Raw genomic sequence first — 20,983 nt, forward strand, 5'->3', positions numbered from 1 at the left:
CCCACGAACAATTCCTTCACCTACCTTACAATGTTGAAAGCTTACTTAGAAGCGGCAGATGCCTGAGGCAAAAAAAGTTCTAGGCTAAAAACTAAAATGTTAAACTGGGAAAATAAAGATGTAAACTTAGAAAAAAATAGCAGGCCGTCGAAGTTAAGGAGGAATAAAAACTTGAGTAACATTGATATCCGTGACATATGGTTCGATTTTGCCGCAGCCTTTGCGCGGAAAAAGGATGCTTCGGGCTGGGACGCACTGACCTCGCAGGAGCAAGAAATTGCCACCCTATGGATGCTGGAGGCCGATGTCTATAACGGAGGGTTTGTGCAGTTTTTTTGCAATTGGGGTGAAGAAGCCTATATCTGCGCGGTGCGGGCGTTACAAACCGTCGGGGCGGTCCATGCGCTCGAAATCGTCAAGTCGAGATATGGCTGTATCAAGCATCTATTGGAAGACGAGCGCCTGACGCAACTCTGGGATATCCCGATGCTTCTTACTGAGAAAGAGGCAGAATTGCTGGATAGGCTTGACCATACGTTCTGGGAAGACCAGGATCGCATTGCGGAAATTGCCTATCGATATTACGTGCTGCAGCTGGGATTATCCTCTCCATCATCGTAAATCGTCACTTTTAATCTTGCCGATACTCCGGCGTGATCGGAAGGCCAAAGTCCCGTTTTTGTTCGGTCTTTCTGTGATTCTCCTATTCTTTCTGCTTCAATTGGTTTCCAGCCGTTTTTGAATAAAATATAATCTATTCTCCGATTCAACAGCGAAGCCGCGTTTAATAGATCGGGATTCTGATGTGCGGTAAAGCCTGGCCCTTCCCCAACTTGATTCCATACATCTTGAAAGCCTGCATGGATAAATAAATGATAAGTCGTGCTATTAGGCGTGGCATTCAAATCTCCCGTAATGATCACAGGCAGCTGCGTATTTGCAGGGCCCTGAATCATTTCATTTGCTTGCGCATTCCGTATTGCCTCAACAGCAGGCTCCAAATGGGTATTGATCATTCTAAAAACATGTCGGTCTTGCTTAACGTCTATGGAGGACCATCCTCGGAGTATGGTTACAGGTTGTCCACCTATGGGCACGATCAGGTTTGTTTGAAAGTTGGCTTCTTGCCGTCTAATTATCTTGAAGTCCGAATCTTTTCGAACCAATATGGCATCCCTGTCCAAAAACCGAACCAAATTTCCATTGCTGTCCGGAAGTTCCCTTTCAAGACCTTCGTTTTTAGCTGCCACTTTGTAATCCAAACCTCTTTTTTCTAACTCTTCTAATAGGATTTCTATAAAGTCATAAGTTACGGTTCCGAAGGCTGGAATAATAAGTTCCCAACGAACAGCTTCTTGCAAACCAATAAGATCAGGTTTTTTCGCTTCAATTTCTTTAGCGATTGCCTTCGCTCGAACAGGAAAGTTTGTCGCAAGAAAAAGTCTAAAGCTCTGTGTTACCCGTTCAGGAATTTGCTCTGGGGTCGCATTAATCAGTGGTGTAAAATCAGAACCCAGATAAATATTCCATGTTAGAAACGAAACTTCTAGCTTGTCTCCTGAATGCATTGCCTACCACTCCAATCTATCTCATTTGCTATAGTAGATGTAATAGAATTGAGATTTGAAACGGCAGCTATACATTAAAGTCGCCGAAAATTTGCATACGTATTCGGGAAACGGTACCAGAATAAGCAAAGCAGCAGCTGGTTTCAACGATCGGCTGCTTTTGTCGTTGAAGTAACCAGAGTCGTTTTCGTTTTTCAATAGCTCTTGTTTTTTGGCTCGAGATAATGGTAATATTTTACGGGAACATATGTTTGTTTATTAATTTCGAAGTGCAGGGGGAATAAGCATGATTGAAATTATTGAAGAATCATGTGAATACAGCTCCCGTTTGTTTCGTTAAGGAGACGATGTGTACATGATCCAATTGACGAACCGCCAGGCGCGGCAATTTCTGCTATTGAAGCACGGGTTGTTGGGCGAATATCATTTTACCGGAAAGCAAGGAGTATTGAATTTTGTACGCCAGGTCGGCTGTATTCAATACGATCCCATTGATGTATGCGGAAAAAACGCCGAGCTAGTGCTCCAGTCGCGAATCAAAGGGTTTACCAAGGACATGCTCACCGAGCTGCTGTATATAGATAGAATCCTCGTCGACTATCCCGACAAGAATTTGGCCATTATTCCTGTAGATGACTGGCCGTATTTTGAGCGGTACAGGGAGGCCGCGCGGCAACATGCCAAGCGCTACCCCGAAATGGAAGCGCTGATCGAGCAAGTACGAGCTCACATCCAAAATCATGGTGCGCTAAGTTCGGATGATCTAAAATTGGATGGGAATTTCGCTTGGCGATCAGCCATTCACTGGAGCAGCGGAAATAATCCTTCCCGGTCGGTGCTGGAGCAGATGTACTCGACAGGCGAGCTGATTATCCACCACAAAAAAGGAACGCGTAAATATTACGATATCGCCGGGAAGTATATACAGCCAAAACTGCTGAATGCGCCCGAGCCCCTGGAGAGCGAGCTTGAGCATCAAAAGTGGCGGGTGCTGCGTCGAATCGGCGCTGTTGGCCTTTTATGGAATCGCGCATCCGATGCCTGGCTGAACATATGGGGATTGAAAGCGGAGCAGCGCAACGAGGTTTTCCGCCAACTGTTGCACGAAGCTCGCATTGTTGCTGTTGCCGTGGAACAATTGAAGGATACGCTATATTGCCTCGCGGAGGACTTGCCGCTTATTGATGCCGTCCTGCAAAATCCGGCGCCGAAATGGCGCTGCGAGCTGATTGCCCCGCTAGATAATTTTATTTGGGACAGAAAACTGATCAACGAATTGTTTGGATTCGATTACACCTGGGAGATTTACACGCCTGCAATCAAACGGAAATTCGGCTATTATGTGCTGCCTTTACTATTCGGAGAAAGCTTCATCGGACGAGCCGAGGTAGTCGCGGAGCGAAGAACGGGGACGCTCGTTGTTAAAAACATCTGGTACGAGAACGATATAAAGCCAACAAAGCAATTGCGAACCGCCTTGAACGATTGTTTTCAAAGCTTTGCATTGTTCAATGAATGCGGGACGATTTTGAGAGAGGATATGGACTGATATTTCCAGTTTATTTCGCAAGCAAAAGCCGCCCCTCCCAGAAAATCATCTTCCGGGAAGAGCGGCTTTATCCGCCTTATTTACTTATTCTACAACGATCGCATCGTAAAACTTCTCTTGTACGAGCTTGGCCGCGCTGTCGAGCAGGCCTTGCAGGTCCGCGCCTTTTTTGGAGAAGACCTCCTGCAGCACGTTCGTCATTTCACCGTAGTAATCCTGCGTATTGTACTGCGCTTCCGGCTTGCCGTCGAGGAGCGCGTCGGATTCCGGCGCGTATTTGTACACGTTGTCGTATTTATCGAATACCGCTTTCGCTTTTTGGCCGTATTCGGAGTCGTTCGAGTAGTAGTTCAGCTGCGCCGGAATATAATACTTGCCTTCCGTCTGGCGAGCCTGGATATCCGCTTCGAGCGACTCTAGCCCTTTGTCGGAGAAGTAGTCGAACGTAATGTAGCGGAACGCGATTTCCTGCTCGTCTTTCGTCGCGTTCGGATTGATGACCAAATAGTCGCCGCCGAGTACGCCCGTATGCTTGCCGTTCGCGTCGGCCTTCGGCATTGGGTACGTCAGCACGTCCTCAGGCTTCATGCCGCCTTGATTCAACGCTTGCTCAAGGACGCCGTCAGCGCCGGCAATAACCATCGCCGTCCGTCCTTGCGCGAAGGCGCCTACCGCGTCGCCCCATCCGAGCGCCCAGTCTTGAGGAATGGCGTCGGCTTCCCATCTCAGCTTGTTGTAAAATTCAAGAGCCTTAAAGCCCGCCGCGGAGTTAAACGCCGCCGTTACTTTGCCGCCTTCAACCGTTTGAATCTCGCCGCCCGCTTGGAACAGGAAGTTCGTCCAGTTCCAGCCCGCTTCGTTGCCTTTGCCCATCGGCGCGATGCCGGAGATGCCTTTGGAAGGATCGGCCACCGCTTTCGCCGTATTCAGCATGTCGTCCCAAGTCCAGTCGTAGCCTGGTACGGCAACGCCCTTTTCATCCAGCATTTTTTTGTTCAGCACCGTCGTTACAACATAGCCCTTCTGAGCTACGCCGTACACTTTGCCGTCAATGATGAATTGATTTTGAAGAACGGGGTTGATTTGATCTTTATGCTCGTAGTTATTCCAAATATCTGTAATATCGGCCGCCCAGCCGCGCTCGATCAGGAATTTGGCTTCCGTCGCCCACGTGTTGAACACCGTCGGCGCTTCATTTGCCGCCATCTTGATGCCGATCTCCGCCGGATTATAGTGCCAGTCGCTTTTAACGATCTCGACGTTCGGGTACTCCTTCAGGAACCGGGCGATTTTTTCGTCCTCCAGCTTGCGGTTCTCGACCTGATCCGGCAGCGGATAGTAGATGCTGATCGTCACCTTTTTATCCTTAATATCTTCTTCCTTCGGCTCCTCGGACGGCGTATTGCTGCCCGAATTCGAGCTGGCGGAAGGCTGGTTCGACGGTTCGTTCCCGCCCGAGTTGCCCCCGCTGCAAGCTGCCAGCACCGAGAACACCAGCACCAGGCACAGCATCGTTACTACGTTTTTCTTTAGCATCCGTTATTCCCCTTCTCGTATGAATTTATCGTACACCCCCATCATAATGGGGCGGTTTCTTCCATACGAGGTGTATTTTTATTCCGATCATGTGCAGGTTTACGATCTGCTTATCCTTTGACTCCGCCTATATGGAGCCCCCTCATAATGAATTTCTGGAAGAGGAGGAAGATGACAATCGGCGGCAGCATGACCATGCTGAGAATCGCAAAGCGAATGTTCAGATCAAGTCTTCTCGCGCTGATGACGTATTTATAAATAGCCGTCGCCAGCGGGTATTTGCTGTCGCTGTGCATGACGAGCGATGGCCAGAACCATTCGTTCCAAGCCGTTGAGAACACGAAGATAGCCAGCGTCGCAAAGATCGGAATCGACAGCGGCACCGCGATGCGAATGAACGTCTGCCAGTCCGACGCCCCGTCGATCCTTGCCGCTTCGATCATCTCGTAATGGATGCCGTCGAAAAAGTTTTTCAGCAGCAGCAGGAAAAACGCGCTTGCCCCGGCCGGCAGCCAAAACGCCGCAAACGAATTAAGCAGCCCCAAATCTCTCAAGTTCAGAAAGTTCGGAATCAGATAAGTGCTCGGAGGGATAAATAGCGTAATCATAAAGAAGAAATAGATTCCCTTCTGGTACGGCACATTCAGCTTGGACAAGCTGAACGCCGCCATGCCGAGCACGAGTACCGTCACAACCATGTTGCCGCCGAAAATCATCAAGGTATTTTTCAGAAATTGCGGCAGCTCGATGTAGCTCCAAGCTTCGCCCCAGTTGCCGAAATGCCATTCCGAAGGAAGGAATCTCGGCGGGAAGGAGTTCACCTCGGTATTCGCCTTAAAGCCGTTGAACAGCGCGCTGAGAATCGGATACAGCATGGACGCTACCATTGCGGCAACAACCACGATCATCATGGAGAAGCCGATCCAATTGCCCTTCTTCTTATAGTCGTAGCTCGACAAAATGCCGCGTTCAAAACCCTTTTTCATACGCCCGCCCCTCCCTTGTTGTTCAGCCTGTACTGGAGCACGGCCAGTCCTCCGAGAACAAGGAACATCAGCACGCCAAGCGCGGAGGCTACGCCGTAATCCAGCTTAGCCGTCGCGTATTTGACGATCAAAAGCGCGTACGTCAGCGTCGCCTTGTTCGGTCCACCGTCAAGCAGCGCCAGCTGCGACTGGAAGCCCTGCGAGGTGCCGATCAGCTGCAGCAGGAACAGCAGCAGGATCAAGCCGCGGATGCTGGGCAGCGTAATGTGCCAGATGCGGCGGAAGATGCCGGCGCCGTCGATCTCGGCCGCTTCGTACCAATCCTTCGGGATGCTGAGGACGGCGGCAAGATAGATGAGCATGGCCGATCCGAATTGCTGCCACGTTTCCATCAGGACAAGCGAGATCATGGACCAGGCCCGGTCCGTCAAAAAAGAGATGCTTTCCGCGCCTGTCTGTGTCAGAAAGCCGTTGATCGGGCCGACAGGATCGTAGAACCAGCGCCATAGGCCGTACAGCACGACCGCAGGCACCACATTCGGCAGATAAGCGGCTACGCGCACAAAGCCTTGAAAGCGGCGCAGCTCGGAGATCGCAATCGCGAACAGGATCGGCACCCAGAAGCCGATCACGATACATAGAAACATATAATAGAGCGTGTTTTTGACAGCGATCCAGACGTCCCCGTCGTCAAAGACGGTCCGGTAGTTGTCGAAGCCGACGAACGTATTGCCTTTTACGAAATCGATGTCATAGAAGCTGTAGAACATCCCTTTCACGATCGGCACCCATAGGAACATAATAAAAATAACCGCCGCCGGCAGCAGGAACAGATACCCCCAAATATGCTTGCGCCACTTCGGCGTTTTCCGGTAGGACGCGTCCAGGGGGATCGGGTTCGGTGCAACTGGTTGATTCATCAGGTCTCCCTCTTTTCGTTATCTTTCTCTCTCCTTTATTGTAGAAGCAAGGGAGCCTCCGGCGTAATGTGCGTATCCAATGGGATCATGTCTATTTCTACTGCGCCTGCTTGGACTGTCCGTTCTTCAGCTCGCTCGGGCTGATGCCGTAGTATTTTTTGAATATTTTGCTAAAATGTTCCGGCGACTCGTATCCGACCCGTTCCGAAATTTCGTATCTCCGCATATCCGTGCCGACAAGCAGCCGCTTGCTTTCCTCCATGCGAAGCTTGATGACGTATTCCCACAGGTTGAAGCCCGTTTCTTTCTTGAACAGATAGCTGAGATAATTCGGGCTGACGTGGTTCCGCTGCGCGACCTCGTGAAGCGTTAGCCCTTTCTGGGCGTAGTGCTCCTCGATATACCGCTTCGCTTTGTCCACGATCATGCTGTTCTGCGCCAGCAGCTCCTCGGAGGTCTGCTCCTCCGGCTCGCCGTAAGCGCTCCAGTTGAAATCGCCGTAATAGAACACATAATGGTCCGGGTGCTTGCGGTTCCACTTCAAGGCTTTGCCGGCCTGCTCGTTCAGCTGCGGCAGGAATGAGACGCCTTTCAAAATCTGGCTGATGCCGACGACGCATTCCATGGACAAATATTTGTTGATATTGTAATGCAGGCTGCGGCCTAGCATATCAAGCCCGTTCAGCTTGTTCACGCCTTCTTCGTTGAATTCCCGCTCGCTCCACTGCGCGATCACCGTAATCTCGTCGCCGGGGGAATAGAACGAAATGTTGTTCAGCTCCTTCTCCAGCAGCTCGTGGCAAATATTAAGCGCCGCGTATTTGAGAAGCTGCTGGTCCGCCGGCGATGATCCGCGTTCATGTCCGGCAAGGTTCAGCTTCAGCTTTAGCAAGGCATAATAGGGTCCTTCAAGCGCTGTACCGAACTTCTCGCGCAGTACGCGAAGCGCGGCTTCCGGACCAGGCGAATCTCCCTTCAGCAGACGGTTCAGCCATTCATCCCGCTCCGCGAGCGGCTGCTCCATCCGAAAATGCTCCTCCAGCCGGGACATAAGCGGGTCCTCCTGCGCATCCCTCTTGTTCATCTTGAGCAGCACGCTGCGGACGCAGTCGAGGAATTGCCCCGGATTCAGCGGCTTGATCAAATAATCCTTGGCGCCGAGACGAATGGCCATCTGCGCGTATTGGAACGTCTCGTGAGCCGAAATGACGATCGTCTGCATCCACGGCTTGACCAGCTTCGCCTCCTGCATCAGCTCGATGCCGCTCATCGATCCCATCTGAATATCGGTCACTAGCAAATCGACGTCCTCCATGCGAAGGCAGTCCAAGGCCTCGTAGCCGCTGTGCGCGGTAAAAATCGAGCCGATGTTAATGCCCGATGTCGACAGCAGATTGGACAAGCCCTCACAAATAAGCGGTTCATCGTCCACGATTAAAAGATTGTACATGCAGTTCCCTTCCTTTCCTCATGCTATTGCCCTTTCGGCTCTTCTTCGTAAGCGGCGGGAAGAACGAGAATCGCGGCGAGGCCGCCCTGTTCTCTGTTTTTGTAGCTAAGACCGTACATTGGGCCAAAATGCAGCCGAATCCGCTGATGGATGTTGCGGATGCCGTAGCCCAGCGCATGATTGCCGTTTTCGTCATTCAACACTTTATCGATTTTCGCGAGGTCGACCGGCTTATGGCCGTTATCCTCCACCTTAATCGTAACGCGTTCGCCCTCCAGAACGGCGGATACGATAATTTCGCCGTCCTCGCCCATCGCCTTGACGCTATGAATAATCGAGTTTTCGATGAGCGGCTGAAGCGATATTTTGGGAATTAAAATATCGCGGACCGCATCGGGAATATGCCACTCCATCCGGAATTCGTAATTGTAGCGCTTCAGCTGCAGGTTGACATACGCAGAGGCATGCTCCAGCTCCTCTTCCAGCCGAATCAGCTCGCGTCCTCGGCTTAGACCGATCTTCATGAGCTTGGACAGCTCCTTGATCATCTCCGCCGATTCCGAATTGCCCTCCAGCGTGCTCTTCCAATAGATGCTTTCGAGCGTATTGTACAGCAGATGCGGGTTAATCTGCTGATAGAGCAGCTGCAGCTGGGATTCCTTCTGCTTCAGATCCATCGTGTATTTGTAATGAATAAGCGCGTTCAGCCTGCGCGCCATGTCGTACAGCGCGGACATTAGCACCCCGACCTCGTCATGCCTGCGCCTCCCCGGCGTCTCAGGCACCAGCTTGCCCGGCTCGTATGTGCGCGCGAATTGCGCCAGCTTCGCAAGCGGCGTCATTAACGACCGCCAGAAATAGACGAGGAACACGCAGCCCAGCAGCATATAAGCAATCGTTATCCACTGCAGGATCCGCTTCAGCTCGTTCTGCTGCTTCAGCAGCGATTGAACGGGGATTTGGTAGACGAGCTTTTGGCCAAGCGTATCGTAATGATTGACGATATAGATGAAGTCAGACGTGATCAGGTCGTATGTGCGGTACGGTTCCTCAGACGGCGGAGGCTCTGCCGCATTCATGGCTTCCATCGAATTCATCTCCTGCGGAAGCTCCAGCAGTTCTCCGCTTCTTCCCGGTTCCGTCGAGTTTAAAATACGGTTATTCTCATCCGCGAAGGTGATAATTCCGCCCGGCAGCGAGACGGAGCGGAGCGACTCCGCCAGCTTCACATCCATCTTGGTCGCAACCAGCACACCCAATATGTTGTTGCCGTTGCTCACGTTTTTGACCGCCCGAATATAGGCGAGCGTATGAATCCGGGACAGCCCGACGTTGGTATCGATAATATCCATATACCCGCTGCCCTTCTGGCTGACCGCGTAGTCGAACCAGGCCGGCTTGTTATGATCGGAGAAAAAATAAACGCCCGTCTGCATCAATTGGCGTTTCGGCGCAAAAAAATAGTAGTCGTTCGGATCATAAATATAGAGGGAATAATAAACCGCTTCCCCTCCGTTCAGCGGAATCGAATAGCTCGCAAGCAGTTTGTCCACGCTGTCGTATTTGCGCACGCGCTCGATGACGGAATCGTCGCCGCTCGGAACGAGCTTCTGCGTGATCGGATTTTGAATGATGGTCGTCGTAATTTTGTTGATCGTGTCGATGTCGCGGTTAATGATCGTGTGATTTTGTTTGATCAGCTCCACGTAAGCGTTCGTCACATGGTTCTTTAGCAGCTTCTCCGCCTGCAGGTTGCCGTACCAATGGAGCAGAAAGACGGGGCTTACCATGACAAGAAACAGCAGAATCAGCTGCTGCTTCATATTTAACTTCGTAAGGGGATTCATGATCGACCCTCGCATGACGCACCTCCTGCTGTTCGAGGCCGTTCGAATCGAAGCGACACGGGCGCTCTACCTGTACTATAGCAAAAAAACAGCGCTTACAGTGTAGCTATTTCTACGATTATTAGGTCTTCATTCCCGGTGTAATATCGTAGAAATGCACACATGAAGCGCTTGAATTTTATCAATCGGTTATTCGGCGAGAAAGCGGAACATTTCATGGTGGACGGCCTCCGGCTGTTCATGGTTGATGCCGTGTCCGGCTCCGGAAATAATTTTGTGCAGGTATTGCTCCTGTTCCAGCAGCCGGATCATATCCTTCTTCACCACTTGGTGGTGATCGCCAAGCAAAAACATGATTTTGTCTTTAACCCGTTCCCCCTGCGACGGCTCATATTTCACCAAGAAGGAGAAATAAGTGACCGCCAGCATAAGCGGATCGCCTTCCACGATTTCCCCCAGGCGCTGTCCCTCCAAAACAAGAGGAATGAAGTGGCGAAACGGCTACCCTCTTGTTTCTTCGGCGATGCGCTTCGCTTCTTCGGGAATCGCTTCCGAAGCTGACGTCTGGAGCAAAACAAGCCGCCAATGACGCATGGCTAAGCTATCGAAATCCAGAAACGCTTCAGTAAGCCAGCCAATCCGCTCAAGCGGGGTGCCGGGCAGCTTGGCCGCATATTCGATGGCTTTGCCAGCCCCGCCCGCGGCATGCTTTACAATGCTCGTGAAGATTTCATCCTTCGACTTAAAGTACGTGTAGACATACCCCTGGCTAAAACCGGCGCTTTGGGCGATATCCTTAATCTTGGTGCGGGCGAATTAAAAATATCCGTCTTTGAGGACTATTTCCGCTAGAAGAAGAAACGGCGGACCGAGACTTAAAAAGCACAGTCTTAGTCAGCCGCTGAATATCGTCTTCTATTCTTTTTCGCGAAACTTTTTCGCCGTCCCTTAAACCATTTTATAAAGACTATGAATATCGGTTACCTGAGCAAAGGTATCTTGTAAGGATGCCATAAAAGTATCATGAACGGTTTTAGCGGGAATGAACGTGTCGTTCCATACTAAATCTTTGGTGGCGCAGGCGTCACTCAGCAAAATAACTTCATAACCCAATCGGTGTGCCGTTCTTACAGTCGAATCGATACATATGTGGCTCATCATGCCGCAAACGACTAACCGCGTTACATTAATCGCTTCAAGATGTTGATGTAACTCCGTTTGAAAAAAGCTATCGGGAGTATGCTTCACTATAACTTTTTCGTCAGATCGGGGCTGCACTTGTTCATGAATTTTGATTCCATCGGTATCTGGAAGAAAAAATGTTGCATTCTCATCCATAAGAATACACTGTATATGCACAACGGGTAAATTTTGATTTCGGAACAGTGTCAATGCTTCACGTGCATGAGTGACCGCCTGATCACTGTTGAATAATTCATTTCTACCTCCTTCAAAATAATCCTTCTGAATGTCCACCATTAGCAACGCTGTCGTCATGTTTTACGGCTCCTTTATCTGTACTTTTGCTGTTTCTAAAAGTATTTTAGTCTCTGATAAATGAACCGTAAATTACCCACTATTTTGTGGGTATGAGGATGCTGGAAGCTACTTCTTATAGTTGATTCCTTTTCGATCAAGGAGATCGGTTTGTCCCCGTTCCACCATGAATTCAATACCTATCTCTTGCATAATCAGTACTGCTTCTAGGAGCTTTCTCCCGCGGTCCGTAAGAAAATACTCTACATGCAACGGATAGCCTTCCGTTTTGATCTTATCCACGATTGTACAAGATTGAAGTTCCCTAAGATGCTGTAACAGCATCTTTTGGGTAATGCCGTCAATATCTCGCTCCAGTTGAGCTAAAGAGGTATTTCCATTTTTCAGTTGATATATGATCATGGTTTTCCATTTACCTTTTATAATGTCGTGAACGATCTCTAACGGGCATGTGCATATCCCTCGAATTATTATATAGCTCACCTCGATGTGATGGTCATTCATTGAATTAAATATCACTTGCTAGATACTTATGATCATACCACATTGCCAATCGTTGAAACTATGCTTCCCGTTAACATAATAAAGCTGCCGAACGGCACCGGCAGCCTCTTCCTGGTCTTATTCAGCTACCGTTTCCGTTAGGTAACGGCTTATTTATAATGTCTAGCGATACATTTGAACATACCACATTTTGAACCCATGCCGCTCATAAAAACCGACAATACGTTGCCAATCCAAATTCGATGAACCTACAAGTGCATGAGTTACACCGTTTGATTCAGAGGTGAGATCAAGGGTCTGTAGATCCAGAAGCCATCAACGGCATTTTCAAAACAATTTATTTTTTCTGCAAAATACTCTAATTTTTTAGTATCCAAATTCGCTCCTCCAGAGGCTCGTGCCTCATCCTTTTATTGAACAATCGTCTCCCGATAGTCTGAGCGAGGGGACTGATCATTTCGAGGGAGTTGAAAGAATTAACTCTTCATTTTTACCATTCCACTCAATGGTTACATTGATTTTCGAATCTTCTAACGGCAGGGTACCATTTCCCTCAGATTTTGAAACAACTGAATCGCTTCCCGATAACTTCTGTTCCCCACTCCCGCTAATATTGGGTCCTTCATATTTAAATTTAATAACACTTACTTCTTTTGGATTTTCCCCTTTGTAAGTAATCTTCAAGGTATTGTTATGGTATTCTCCTTTTGGATTGTCAATTGAATAACGTGCTGACCAGTTCTTACTCTCGCCTGTATAACTAGTTGAGTTATTGTTTAAACAACCACATAAAGGCACCAATATTAATAGGATAACCAGAATTTTTTTCATTGAACTTACCTCCGTTCACTTTGAAGCTCATTTTTTGCATATCCTTTAAGTTGTTGTCAACATCCCCTTCGCTTTTGATTAACTAACGATACCAGTGATGTTAATAAGTGAGACAAATCAAATCCTTCAGAAAATAAATAAATAAATAAATAAACCTTAGAGAATTTATGGCTGAGAAATCTCTTTCAGCGAGAGCCCCTCAGGAGACATTTCGCTATAATTTTGGCGATAGCCATCCTCTTGCCAACTATTACGGACAGACGTATCGACAATGGTCTTATCCTTCAGATATAAAAGTTGTGGATTGTGCTGTTGTATCCAAAGCCTTGCTTCCTTGATATCTTTTTTTTCAGGAACAGTTATAGACTGTGGGATTAAGTCAAGTAAATGATTATAAATATCGCGTTTTTCATACAATCGAGTAAAAATTGAAGTTTTGTCATCGTACACATCAAGCGATTCATTCACCAATGTGTAATAATAGCTTTGCACTTTAGTATTTTGATCGGTAGGAAAAGGTCTTTCGAATCGAAGTATTTTAAGAATGCGCTGGTCATTTTTAAACCACTTACTTTGCTCATAGACGACCGTATACGAAATATTAATTGCAGAGTCATCGCTAACCTCGTTGAATTCTTCTTGTGTGCTGGGAATCATAATTTCGCCCCCGGGACTAATTGAAAGGCTGTATTCATTCATGTATTTTCCAGTTCCGTGAACTCTATCCGCTTTAATTACTTTCGGTTGTAAAGCAAAGGCACAAGCACCCACCAAAAGGGCAGTGCAGCCCAATCCGATAAACAACTTTGATCTTTTCATTACCCAACCACCTATCTGCTTTGGAAATATCCCGTTTTTAGACAGTCATCAATTGTAAAACATTTAAATACGATCAAGTTTCCTGATGGTATAGGTGATGCTTGATTTCTTTTCTTTTTTATCGATTACACTGCAGCCCTAGATAATCAACGTTCGAAATTATCCAATGGTTGCGCTAATCTGCCCAATAACTTAACGAAAAAAGCAGCTGCTCATTAGGTTTGATGACATGGATTAAAGAGTATCGGCTAACACCCGTTCATTAAGAAAACGGCAGCCTTTCGCGGCTGCCGTTCCTTTATCGTCGTTTAGCTATCGTTGAACCCATAGTTATTCTATATAGTCTTTTATTTTCCGCTAACAGCTTCATTCAAATCCAACATGCGCATCAAAAGGAAGACGGCTTCCGCGCGCGTTGCGGCGGCGAACGGCTCAAATCGATTGCCATCGCGGCCTTGCACGAGACTGATCCCTTCCGCCGCGGCGACTGCGGCACGGGCCCAAGTCGGTATGTCCGCTGCATCCGCGAACGTCGGCTTGGCGTCCCCAGACGTCTCCAAGCCCGCTGCGCGGGCAAGCAGCGTCACCATCTCCGCCCGCGTGATGACGGCATTCGGCCGGAAGGTACCGTCGGAGAAGCCGACGACGATGCCGCGCTCGGCCGCCGCGGCTATGGAGGACGCCGCCCACGCTTCGATGGATTCGGCATCCGCGAAGTGAGGTGCGGACAGGCTGTCGGCCTTGAGCGCTCGCATCAGCATCGTAACGAATTGCGCCCGCGTGACTTGCGCATCCGGCGCGAACGTGCGGGCATCATACCCGCTTGCAATACCGAGCTCTGCCGCCCGCGCGACAACCGACTCCGCCCAATGACCGTCCATGTCGAGGAACCGCGTCGGCGTCGGTTCCTCAGGCAATTCAACACCGAACACCGCGAACTTCGTGAAGTGATCCACCGAGGCTACGACAACCCCATCCTCAACTCGGCTCTCGATTTCGACCCATTCCTCGCGCGCTTCGTCATAGTAGAACAAAGCTGCGCGGAATCCTTTGGGCACCGCTGCCGCATTGAACGCGAAGCGAAGCGTTACCGGCTCCGAAAACGTCGTTCCCGTGTTCACCAGCAGTTCGAATGCTTCGCTTGCCAACTTCATTTCCGCCGGCACCAAATCCGAAGGCAGCTTGATTTTTTCGATGGTGACGATCGCGTCTCCGGACAATCCCGGGATCTCGATCGATACTTCGTTGCCGAACGTTACCGTACATCCGCCGCTCGGGCAGTGCATCGTCGTTTTATCTGTGAAGATCGGCACCACTGGCGCTATGTCGCCCGGCGGTGAGTACACTTCGACTTGAACTTCGGAGCGAAGACCGCCATACTCGGCCGAGATCGTTGCCGTTCCCGGCGATTTCGCCCGAACGATGCCGTTCTCCTCCACCTCCGCGACAGAGGCGTTCGAGGTCGTGTAATTCGCCGAATCGGTAACATCGACCCGATGTCCATCCGAATACGATGCTTCGACGCGGGTAATATGAGAGGACCCTACCCTTAAGCGATAAGAATCCTCGTCAACCTCCAAGCCGACCAGCTTGACTGGCTCTTCCTCTACCGTAATGATTACCGTCGCCGTATGTCCTTCCGGATTCGTCACGCCGGCAGGCGGTGTCAACGTACCTGTGAAAACGTACTCCCCCGCCGTGCTGCCATCGTATGACGGTACACCACCGTCCCACGTCACGCCCGCTGGTAGATCCGTTCCGTCACTTAACCCGATGTCTACCGTCGTCGGAAGGCCGACCTCCGTCAACGGCGTGCCGTACTCAACCGAAATGCCCGTTAATGGAGAGACGGACGCGATTGTGACCGGATTCGCCGTAAAGACGAACGGGATCGATTCGCCCGCCTCGTAACCTGCCGCCGGATCCGCTTTATAACGTACAAACACGGTTTGGTCTCCGGGGAACGTCGGGGCGGAGTCGCTGTCGAATACGACGTAACCGGCGTTTCCATTCCCTAAGTATTCCATGTCTTCCGTCATTCCTGTGATGACGTTCGCTTCGTCGTCCAGCGCAAGGCCTGCCGGCGGACCGACCCGGATGTCGATTAAGTTGGCGCTGCTCCCTGCGACCCGATACGAGCCGTCCGCGAGCTGCAACGCGGCCTGAAGGTTCCACGTGTCCGGAAGCACCTTGAACCATTGCTCGTTCATGTTCGCATCCGTCTTCAGCAGGACGCCGTCGCCCGCATTGGAGCCGCCATATATTAGAAAACCGCCGTCTCTTGTACGCAGCATGCCTTCCGGGACTTGGGGACCTGCGTGAGAGTACTCTTTTCTCCACAGCTCGTTCCCTTCCCCGTCCGTTCGAATCACGACGATATTTTGCTCGCTCCCCTCCAGCACGTTGCCGAGCAAATAATAACCCGAGCTCGCCTCTGCTTCCGTCACAGCTTGCAGCGTAAGGCTCCCTTCACCGCTAGTAAACTTCTTTAAGGAACCCGCACCGGATCCGGCGGCGTAAGTGTACAACATGCCGTACGACGAACCGGTTCCTTCGGAGCCGTACCCGACGATCGCTACGTCGCCGGACGCTAGAGTCACCCCGTCGAACGGAATGCGGCCGTAATTCGTTAGGTGGACAATGCCCGCCCCTGGGTTTCCGTTCGCATCGAGGATGAAAATCGAGTTTACCGTCCCGCTGCCAAAAGGTGAAGCGATACCGCCAACAAGATACCTAACGGTTCCGGCAATGTCCATTGCCGCTATGAAATTCGCGGAACCGCCCCCCGGCAGCTGCACGCCCGATTTAACGACGCCCCCTGTCTCATTAACGAGGCCGTAAAGCATGCCGTCGTTCATCCTGCCGACGAACATATACCCATTGGGTGTTTCCAGCAGGTCGTTCACCGCAGGAGGAATATCGCTGGAGTCGAACCCTAACGAAGTCCGCCATTGCAATTCGCCGTTCGCATCCCATTTCGCCATGAACAACTCGGGCTCCTCGCCGCCTTCGTCTGTCCCCGCCGCGACGTATCCCCCGTCCGATGTGGATATGTAATCCCCATACCGAATTCCGGGATCGCCCGTCACGGAGTCCGCGGCGACGGGCTCCTGCACCAACCGATCGGCGGCGAACGCAGTGGAATAACTAGAAAATACGATTAATGATACAAGCAACAACAGTGTGAATCGCCTCAATGACCGACTTCTAAACCTCACAAAATGCCCCCCGCTTCTATCAAATTACATGGTCCTTCTTATTGTAAAGGAATGGAAGTCTAATAGGAATACCACGATTTGGGGAAATTACAAGACGCTACAACAAAAACACCGCCGTCCAATACTGACGGCGGGTAATCGGTGCCAAATTGACCACAAAGTTTCAGGGACTTTACACGCAAGCGCAGTAAACAACTGCAACTATGACGCTAACCTAAAATAAGAATCTCTACGCAGGTCATATTCTCAACATATCCATGTTCAGCCTCCAGTTATATTAACAACAAGTATTAAGCTCGAGTGATTTTCCCCCAAGCGTGAAAGCAGTGTTAGGTGTAGTAATGCTACTTCGAATAAACTACAGCATTTACGTTAGTTTTTGCAATTAGATCCCCGATTCTTCTTCGCATTAATATCAAAGTAATTAGTTCAATAGGCCAAATTAATACTGTAATATTCCTAGTAATTAAACGAATTGCACCTGGAATTGCTTCATTGTTATTCTCGTCTGTGACGACTAGACCCATAATTCTCTTACCTATACTTCTCCCTTTGTAGAGATCTTTCAATAAATAATACAATATCCCAAATCCTAGTACTGTATTGAATGATTCAAATGGTATCATGGCATTAGAGTCTGTAGGATGAATAAATGAATTCATATTAACTGCAAAAAATAAAATTCCGAACATCAAAGTTCCCACAACATGGTCTAGCAATATCGCGACTAATCTCTGCTGCATTGACTTAATGCTCAACGTTTGCAAATAATATCTTAGTGACTGGATTATAAAATAACATTAAATGCCCCATGTCTTCGAATATTAAAATTTCGTTTCTTTCATTGTTAACAGCCCTAATATCTTTATCCGACTCTATAGAGCAAATAAAACGCATCGGTTCATTCGAAATAGGGCATTTCGGAACATGTGGAAACTGATACCACAAAGGCACCCCACACAATAAGGCCTCTCGCTGATTAAATTTAGAAACATCCAATACATTTGTAGTCTTGAAATTGACTTGAGAATACTCAGTTTGGATGCCTTCATCTATAGATTCATACCAATCATCCGGATCTGTTAAATCTTCGATGAGTTGTGGTTTTAATGGATTGCTGTAATCGAGATAAACACCGCCATAACATTCATTTACAGGGAAAACAATATGTAGCTCATTCATATTTATCCAATTGAAATAAGGATCCGTACAATCTAATGTTCCTATGTATTGAAATTTGGCGGACAATTCAGAGTGCTTTGGAAGAATTAATTTTTGGGGAATAGAGCCGCCAATTCGATGAGTTCCTTTAGGATCCTTCTCCATTAAAAATACTTTATGATCCGTCCAATCACTGATGGGCAAATTCACGTTTTCCCATACTAACTCCTTAATGTCATTATGATGCTTATATCCCTTGATTAGTTTATTTCCTTCAATCTCAAATTCTAGTGCCTTTTGCGCTTCTTTAAAAAACATAAAGCCCTCTTTATCGACACCATGAGTCTTTAAAAATGCAATTGCAGTTTCTATATTTTCAAAGTATATCTCCCAGCCAGCCAAAAATTTTTGTTTTTTTTCAATCAAATTTACCACCTCAACTTATTTATTTGAATAATTATTGCACTCTGTACTAAGCAAATTTGCCCGTCACTTCCTCGATAATAATGCCGCTAACCAGCCGCTCATTGTCTGAAAAAAATGTTTGTAACCAAGTGAGACCAATCTTTCTAAATGCCCGCAGGTTTTATTTTTATATAACTTAAACGTTGCTTACATTCCTTCTTTTAACTTCTTTACTCCTATCTTAGCATTTACTCAATTCCTTCGCCTCTACAAACATCTTAATTACTACTATTGTCCCCAAAAGCAGTGCCTTTTCGGCCATCATTTATTACTCAGCACAACTGTTCTGCTGGCTCTCTACGGTAAAAGGAATTATCTGCCTTCGGGTTAAACAACTGGCGCTAATGCTACCCTCGGCAGCTGACATATGCCCTCAGAAAAAAGAAACTTTATTTTTCGTCCACCATCAGTATTTTTACTGATATAAAAAGTCCTTCCCTCAGACGAAGGAAGGACTTCATTGCGGATCATACGTTGTGTTCTACGGCGCCAAAGGAATTTGGACGGTAAACGTCGTCCATTCATGGCGAACGCTTTTGGCGTAAATTTTCCCTTTGTGCTGCTCGACGATCGCTTTGGCGATGGCCAGGCCCAAGCCGTAGCCTCCGTGCGCGCGGGCTCTGGACGGGTCCGTCCGGTAAAACCGGTCAAAGATTCTGTCCAAATGCTCAGGCTCGATCCCTTCGCCGGTGTTCGCGACGGACAGCGTCATTTCATGATGCTGCTTCTGGAGCTTAATGCGGATGGAGCCCTGCGGATTCGTATATTTGACCGCGTTATCCAGCAGAATCATGACGACCTGCTTGAACTGCTCCGCATTGCCTCGTATCGCCACATTCGGTTCAATTTCGTAATCGAGCGAAATCCGCTTCTCGAAAATGACCGCTTCCATAGGAAGGATGACGTTTTCGGCCGCATCGCTTGCTTGGAAAGCGGTTACGATTGCGGCTTCTCCCGCCGCATCCTCCATCCGGGTCAAATAAAGCAAGTCGCTTGTCAGCTTCGACATGCGGTCCGTCTCCGACTTGATGTAATGCAGCCACTTCATTTGGCTTGCGATCGTCTCTTCCTTGTTCGCGAGCAGAACGTCGGCATTCGTCTGAATAATCGCAAGCGGCGTCTTCAATTCATGGGAGGCGTCGGCGATAAACTGCTTTTGCTTGTCGAACGCTTCCTGCACGGGCGCAATGGACCGGTTGGCAAAAAAACGGCTGATAAAAAAAATAACGACCAGCATCACAGCGCCTACAAGAAGAAACGTATAGATAAGCGTCGTCAGAATGCCTTCGCGGTCGGTTACGTCCAGGAATATGAGCCGATATCCGTTCTCCGTCTTCTGAACGAGGTAGGCCCAATTGTCTCCATCGAGATGCGCCCGCCCTGTTTGCTTCTTGCGGGAAGCGGCGTTTGCGGCCTCTTCGTAAAAGGCCTCGTCCATATCAAAGCGGGAATCGACGCTAAGCACCTGCCAATCCTCGTTCACGACGACCACGAACGAGACGGATCGCCCCATGCGCGGATTCATATCGTCCATAGACGGGTCTGTCTTGCCGCCCGGAAAATCGGTCATCTCCGCCTCTTGATCCGTAACCGTTATCGGCGGATCCCCGCCCATCCGGTTTTTCGGCTGATCCCGCGGCCCGTCAGGCTTGCCGTAAAACTCAGCATTGCGGTGCAGTTCCATGTTAATATCGGCCTGCACATTACGGTGCATAATGGTGTAAATCGCCGCGAAAGCAATCAGCATCATCACCGAGATAATGACGAGATTCAGCAGCAAAAAACGGTTGCGGAGCTTATTGAACATCAGCCCGTCACCTCCAGCACATACCCCACGCCTCGGATCGTATTGATTTTGACAGAGGATTGCAGGAACGTAAGCTTCTTCCGCAGGAAAGAAATATAAACCTCCACATTATTGCTTTCCGCTTCGGAATCAAAGCCCCAGAGCTTCTCAATAATTTGATCCTTGGAGGTCACCGCCATTTTGCGGGTAATCAGCAGCTCCATAAGCTCGCTTTCCTTCAGGATCAGCTTTATTTCCTTGCCGTTCCCCGACAGCTTGAGATTCGCCATATTTAGCTCGATGTCCCCATATTTCAACGTGTCCTCCTGCAGAACCTCGTTTCTGCGTCTTAACGCGGCCCGAATTCTCGCAAGAAGCTCGTCGGTCGAGAACGGCTTCGCGATATAATCGTCCGCGCCGTAATCGAGTCCGGCTACTTTATCGGATATTTCTCCCTTGGCCGTTAACATGATAACCGGCGTCATGACGCCCTCGGTTCGCAGCGACTTTAGAATCGACATGCCGTCCATGCCCGGCAGCATCACGTCCAGCAAGACTAAATCGTAGATACCGCTAAGCGCATTATCCAGACCGGACGGCCCGTCATGAACGGCATCTACCGAATAGTTATGTTTTTTTAAAATCTGCGTCAAGGCCTCGGCCAGATGCTCTTCGTCTTCTACGATTAATATTCTCATGAAGTTCGCTGCCCTCTTTCTTTATCTTTCATTAATTTATACGCATGGGCTCATTATAGCAAGCAAACCTTTAACCAAGCTTAAGCGCTTGCTGGCGGAAAAAAATGAAGCTTTCGTAAATCTTTAAGTTTCATTAAAGGTTCGCCTC

18 protein-coding genes and 1 pseudogene are annotated in these 20,983 nt (G+C 49.0%); 2 read left to right on the top strand and 17 right to left on the bottom strand.

The window, feature by feature from the left end:
- The first annotated feature begins 171 nt into the window (after positions 1–171).
- Positions 172–621: a DMP19 family protein gene (locus tag D3P08_RS12250; RefSeq protein WP_119599981.1), complete on the top strand. Its 450-nt coding sequence runs from the start codon at positions 172–174 to the stop codon at positions 619–621.
- On the opposite strand, the gene D3P08_RS12255 is transcribed toward D3P08_RS12250, so the two are convergent.
- Positions 582–1,568: an endonuclease/exonuclease/phosphatase family protein gene (locus tag D3P08_RS12255; RefSeq protein ID WP_119599982.1), complete on the bottom strand. Its 987-nt coding sequence runs from the start codon at positions 1,566–1,568 to the stop codon at positions 582–584. The genes D3P08_RS12250 and D3P08_RS12255 overlap by 40 nt on opposite strands.
- Positions 1,569–1,923: 355 nt before the next feature.
- Between D3P08_RS12255 and D3P08_RS12260 the strand changes: the two genes are divergently transcribed.
- Complete coding sequence (locus tag D3P08_RS12260; protein WP_119599983.1) at positions 1,924–3,117, top strand: winged helix-turn-helix domain-containing protein; 1,194 nt, start codon at positions 1,924–1,926, stop codon at positions 3,115–3,117.
- A gap of 84 nt (positions 3,118–3,201) precedes the next feature.
- On the opposite strand, the gene D3P08_RS12265 is transcribed toward D3P08_RS12260, so the two are convergent.
- The 16 genes and pseudogenes from D3P08_RS12265 to D3P08_RS12340 form a co-directional block, all read right to left on the bottom strand.
- Positions 3,202–4,653, bottom strand: a complete 1,452-nt coding sequence (locus D3P08_RS12265) for an ABC transporter substrate-binding protein (RefSeq protein ID WP_119599984.1) — start codon at positions 4,651–4,653, stop codon at positions 3,202–3,204.
- Between the two features lie 110 nt (positions 4,654–4,763).
- Positions 4,764–5,639 (bottom strand): carbohydrate ABC transporter permease, encoded by an 876-nt coding sequence (locus D3P08_RS12270; protein WP_119599985.1) that lies wholly within the window; start codon positions 5,637–5,639, stop codon positions 4,764–4,766.
- Entirely contained in the window at positions 5,636–6,559 is a 924-nt protein-coding gene (locus D3P08_RS12275) for a carbohydrate ABC transporter permease (RefSeq protein WP_119599986.1), read from the bottom strand. The genes D3P08_RS12270 and D3P08_RS12275 overlap by 4 nt, the downstream gene beginning before the upstream one ends.
- 97 nt (positions 6,560–6,656) lie before the next feature.
- Positions 6,657–8,009 carry a response regulator gene (locus tag D3P08_RS12280; protein ID WP_119599987.1) on the bottom strand — a complete coding sequence of 451 codons (1,353 nt, stop codon included), beginning with the start codon at positions 8,007–8,009 and terminating at the stop codon, positions 6,657–6,659.
- Positions 8,010–8,032: 23 nt separating this feature from the next.
- Complete coding sequence (locus tag D3P08_RS12285; protein ID WP_119599988.1) at positions 8,033–9,871, bottom strand: sensor histidine kinase; 1,839 nt, start codon at positions 9,869–9,871, stop codon at positions 8,033–8,035.
- Between the two features lie 174 nt (positions 9,872–10,045).
- Entirely contained in the window at positions 10,046–10,303 is a 258-nt protein-coding gene (locus tag D3P08_RS12290) for an alpha/beta hydrolase (protein WP_147381803.1), read from the bottom strand.
- A 54-nt stretch (positions 10,304–10,357) separates the two neighbouring features.
- Positions 10,358–10,660: pseudogene (locus tag D3P08_RS28065) on the bottom strand (TetR/AcrR family transcriptional regulator); the annotation flags it as partial.
- A 144-nt stretch (positions 10,661–10,804) separates the two neighbouring features.
- A complete protein-coding gene (locus tag D3P08_RS12300; RefSeq protein ID WP_119599990.1) occupies positions 10,805–11,353 on the bottom strand; it encodes a cysteine hydrolase family protein in 549 nt (182 codons plus the stop codon).
- A 108-nt stretch (positions 11,354–11,461) separates the two neighbouring features.
- Positions 11,462–11,857, bottom strand: a complete 396-nt coding sequence (locus tag D3P08_RS12305; protein ID WP_276311154.1) for a winged helix-turn-helix transcriptional regulator — start codon at positions 11,855–11,857, stop codon at positions 11,462–11,464.
- Positions 11,858–12,310: 453 nt separating this feature from the next.
- A complete protein-coding gene (locus D3P08_RS12310) occupies positions 12,311–12,688 on the bottom strand; it encodes a hypothetical protein (RefSeq protein ID WP_119599991.1) in 378 nt (125 codons plus the stop codon).
- A 165-nt stretch (positions 12,689–12,853) separates the two neighbouring features.
- Positions 12,854–13,507: a hypothetical protein gene (locus D3P08_RS12315; RefSeq protein ID WP_119599992.1), complete on the bottom strand. Its 654-nt coding sequence runs from the start codon at positions 13,505–13,507 to the stop codon at positions 12,854–12,856.
- A 347-nt stretch (positions 13,508–13,854) separates the two neighbouring features.
- Positions 13,855–16,686 carry a DUF4073 domain-containing protein gene (locus D3P08_RS12320; protein WP_119599993.1) on the bottom strand — a complete coding sequence of 944 codons (2,832 nt, stop codon included), beginning with the start codon at positions 16,684–16,686 and terminating at the stop codon, positions 13,855–13,857.
- A gap of 383 nt (positions 16,687–17,069) precedes the next feature.
- Positions 17,070–17,468, bottom strand: a complete 399-nt coding sequence (locus tag D3P08_RS28070; protein WP_119599994.1) for an RDD family protein — start codon at positions 17,466–17,468, stop codon at positions 17,070–17,072.
- Positions 17,469–17,472: 4 nt separating this feature from the next.
- Positions 17,473–18,312 (bottom strand): hypothetical protein, encoded by an 840-nt coding sequence (locus D3P08_RS12330; protein WP_119599995.1) that lies wholly within the window; start codon positions 18,310–18,312, stop codon positions 17,473–17,475.
- 520 nt (positions 18,313–18,832) lie between these two features.
- A complete protein-coding gene (locus D3P08_RS12335; protein ID WP_119599996.1) occupies positions 18,833–20,158 on the bottom strand; it encodes a sensor histidine kinase in 1,326 nt (441 codons plus the stop codon).
- Complete coding sequence (locus tag D3P08_RS12340) at positions 20,158–20,835, bottom strand: response regulator transcription factor (protein WP_119599997.1); 678 nt, start codon at positions 20,833–20,835, stop codon at positions 20,158–20,160. The genes D3P08_RS12335 and D3P08_RS12340 overlap by 1 nt, the downstream gene beginning before the upstream one ends.
- Positions 20,836–20,983 lie beyond the last annotated feature (148 nt).

The sequence above is a fragment of the Paenibacillus nanensis genome, assembly GCF_003583765.1.
Taxonomy (GTDB): Bacteria; Bacillota; Bacilli; order Paenibacillales; family Paenibacillaceae; genus Pristimantibacillus; species Pristimantibacillus nanensis.

Bases quoted from the DNA above. Each gene is read 5' to 3' on its own strand.
- D3P08_RS12255 (WP_119599982.1), bottom strand. From the start codon at position 1,568: ATGCATTCAGGAGACAAGCTAGAAGTTTCGTTTCTAACATGGAATATT.
- D3P08_RS12260 (WP_119599983.1), top strand. From the start codon at position 1,924: ATGATCCAATTGACGAACCGCCAGGCGCGGCAATTTCTGCTATTGAAG.
- D3P08_RS12265 (WP_119599984.1), bottom strand. From the start codon at position 4,653: ATGCTAAAGAAAAACGTAGTAACGATGCTGTGCCTGGTGCTGGTGTTC.
- D3P08_RS12270 (WP_119599985.1), bottom strand. From the start codon at position 5,639: ATGAAAAAGGGTTTTGAACGCGGCATTTTGTCGAGCTACGACTATAAG.
- D3P08_RS12275 (WP_119599986.1), bottom strand. From the start codon at position 6,559: ATGAATCAACCAGTTGCACCGAACCCGATCCCCCTGGACGCGTCCTAC.
- D3P08_RS12280 (WP_119599987.1), bottom strand. From the start codon at position 8,009: ATGTACAATCTTTTAATCGTGGACGATGAACCGCTTATTTGTGAGGGC.
- D3P08_RS12285 (WP_119599988.1), bottom strand. From the start codon at position 9,871: ATGCGAGGGTCGATCATGAATCCCCTTACGAAGTTAAATATGAAGCAG.
- D3P08_RS12300 (WP_119599990.1), bottom strand. From the start codon at position 11,353: ATGACGACAGCGTTGCTAATGGTGGACATTCAGAAGGATTATTTTGAA.
- D3P08_RS12305 (WP_276311154.1), bottom strand. From the start codon at position 11,857: ATGAATGACCATCACATCGAGGTGAGCTATATAATAATTCGAGGGATA.
- D3P08_RS12310 (WP_119599991.1), bottom strand. From the start codon at position 12,688: ATGAAAAAAATTCTGGTTATCCTATTAATATTGGTGCCTTTATGTGGT.
- D3P08_RS12315 (WP_119599992.1), bottom strand. From the start codon at position 13,507: ATGAAAAGATCAAAGTTGTTTATCGGATTGGGCTGCACTGCCCTTTTG.
- D3P08_RS28070 (WP_119599994.1), bottom strand. From the start codon at position 17,468: ATGCAGCAGAGATTAGTCGCGATATTGCTAGACCATGTTGTGGGAACT.
- D3P08_RS12335 (WP_119599996.1), bottom strand. From the start codon at position 20,158: ATGTTCAATAAGCTCCGCAACCGTTTTTTGCTGCTGAATCTCGTCATT.
- D3P08_RS12340 (WP_119599997.1), bottom strand. From the start codon at position 20,835: ATGAGAATATTAATCGTAGAAGACGAAGAGCATCTGGCCGAGGCCTTG.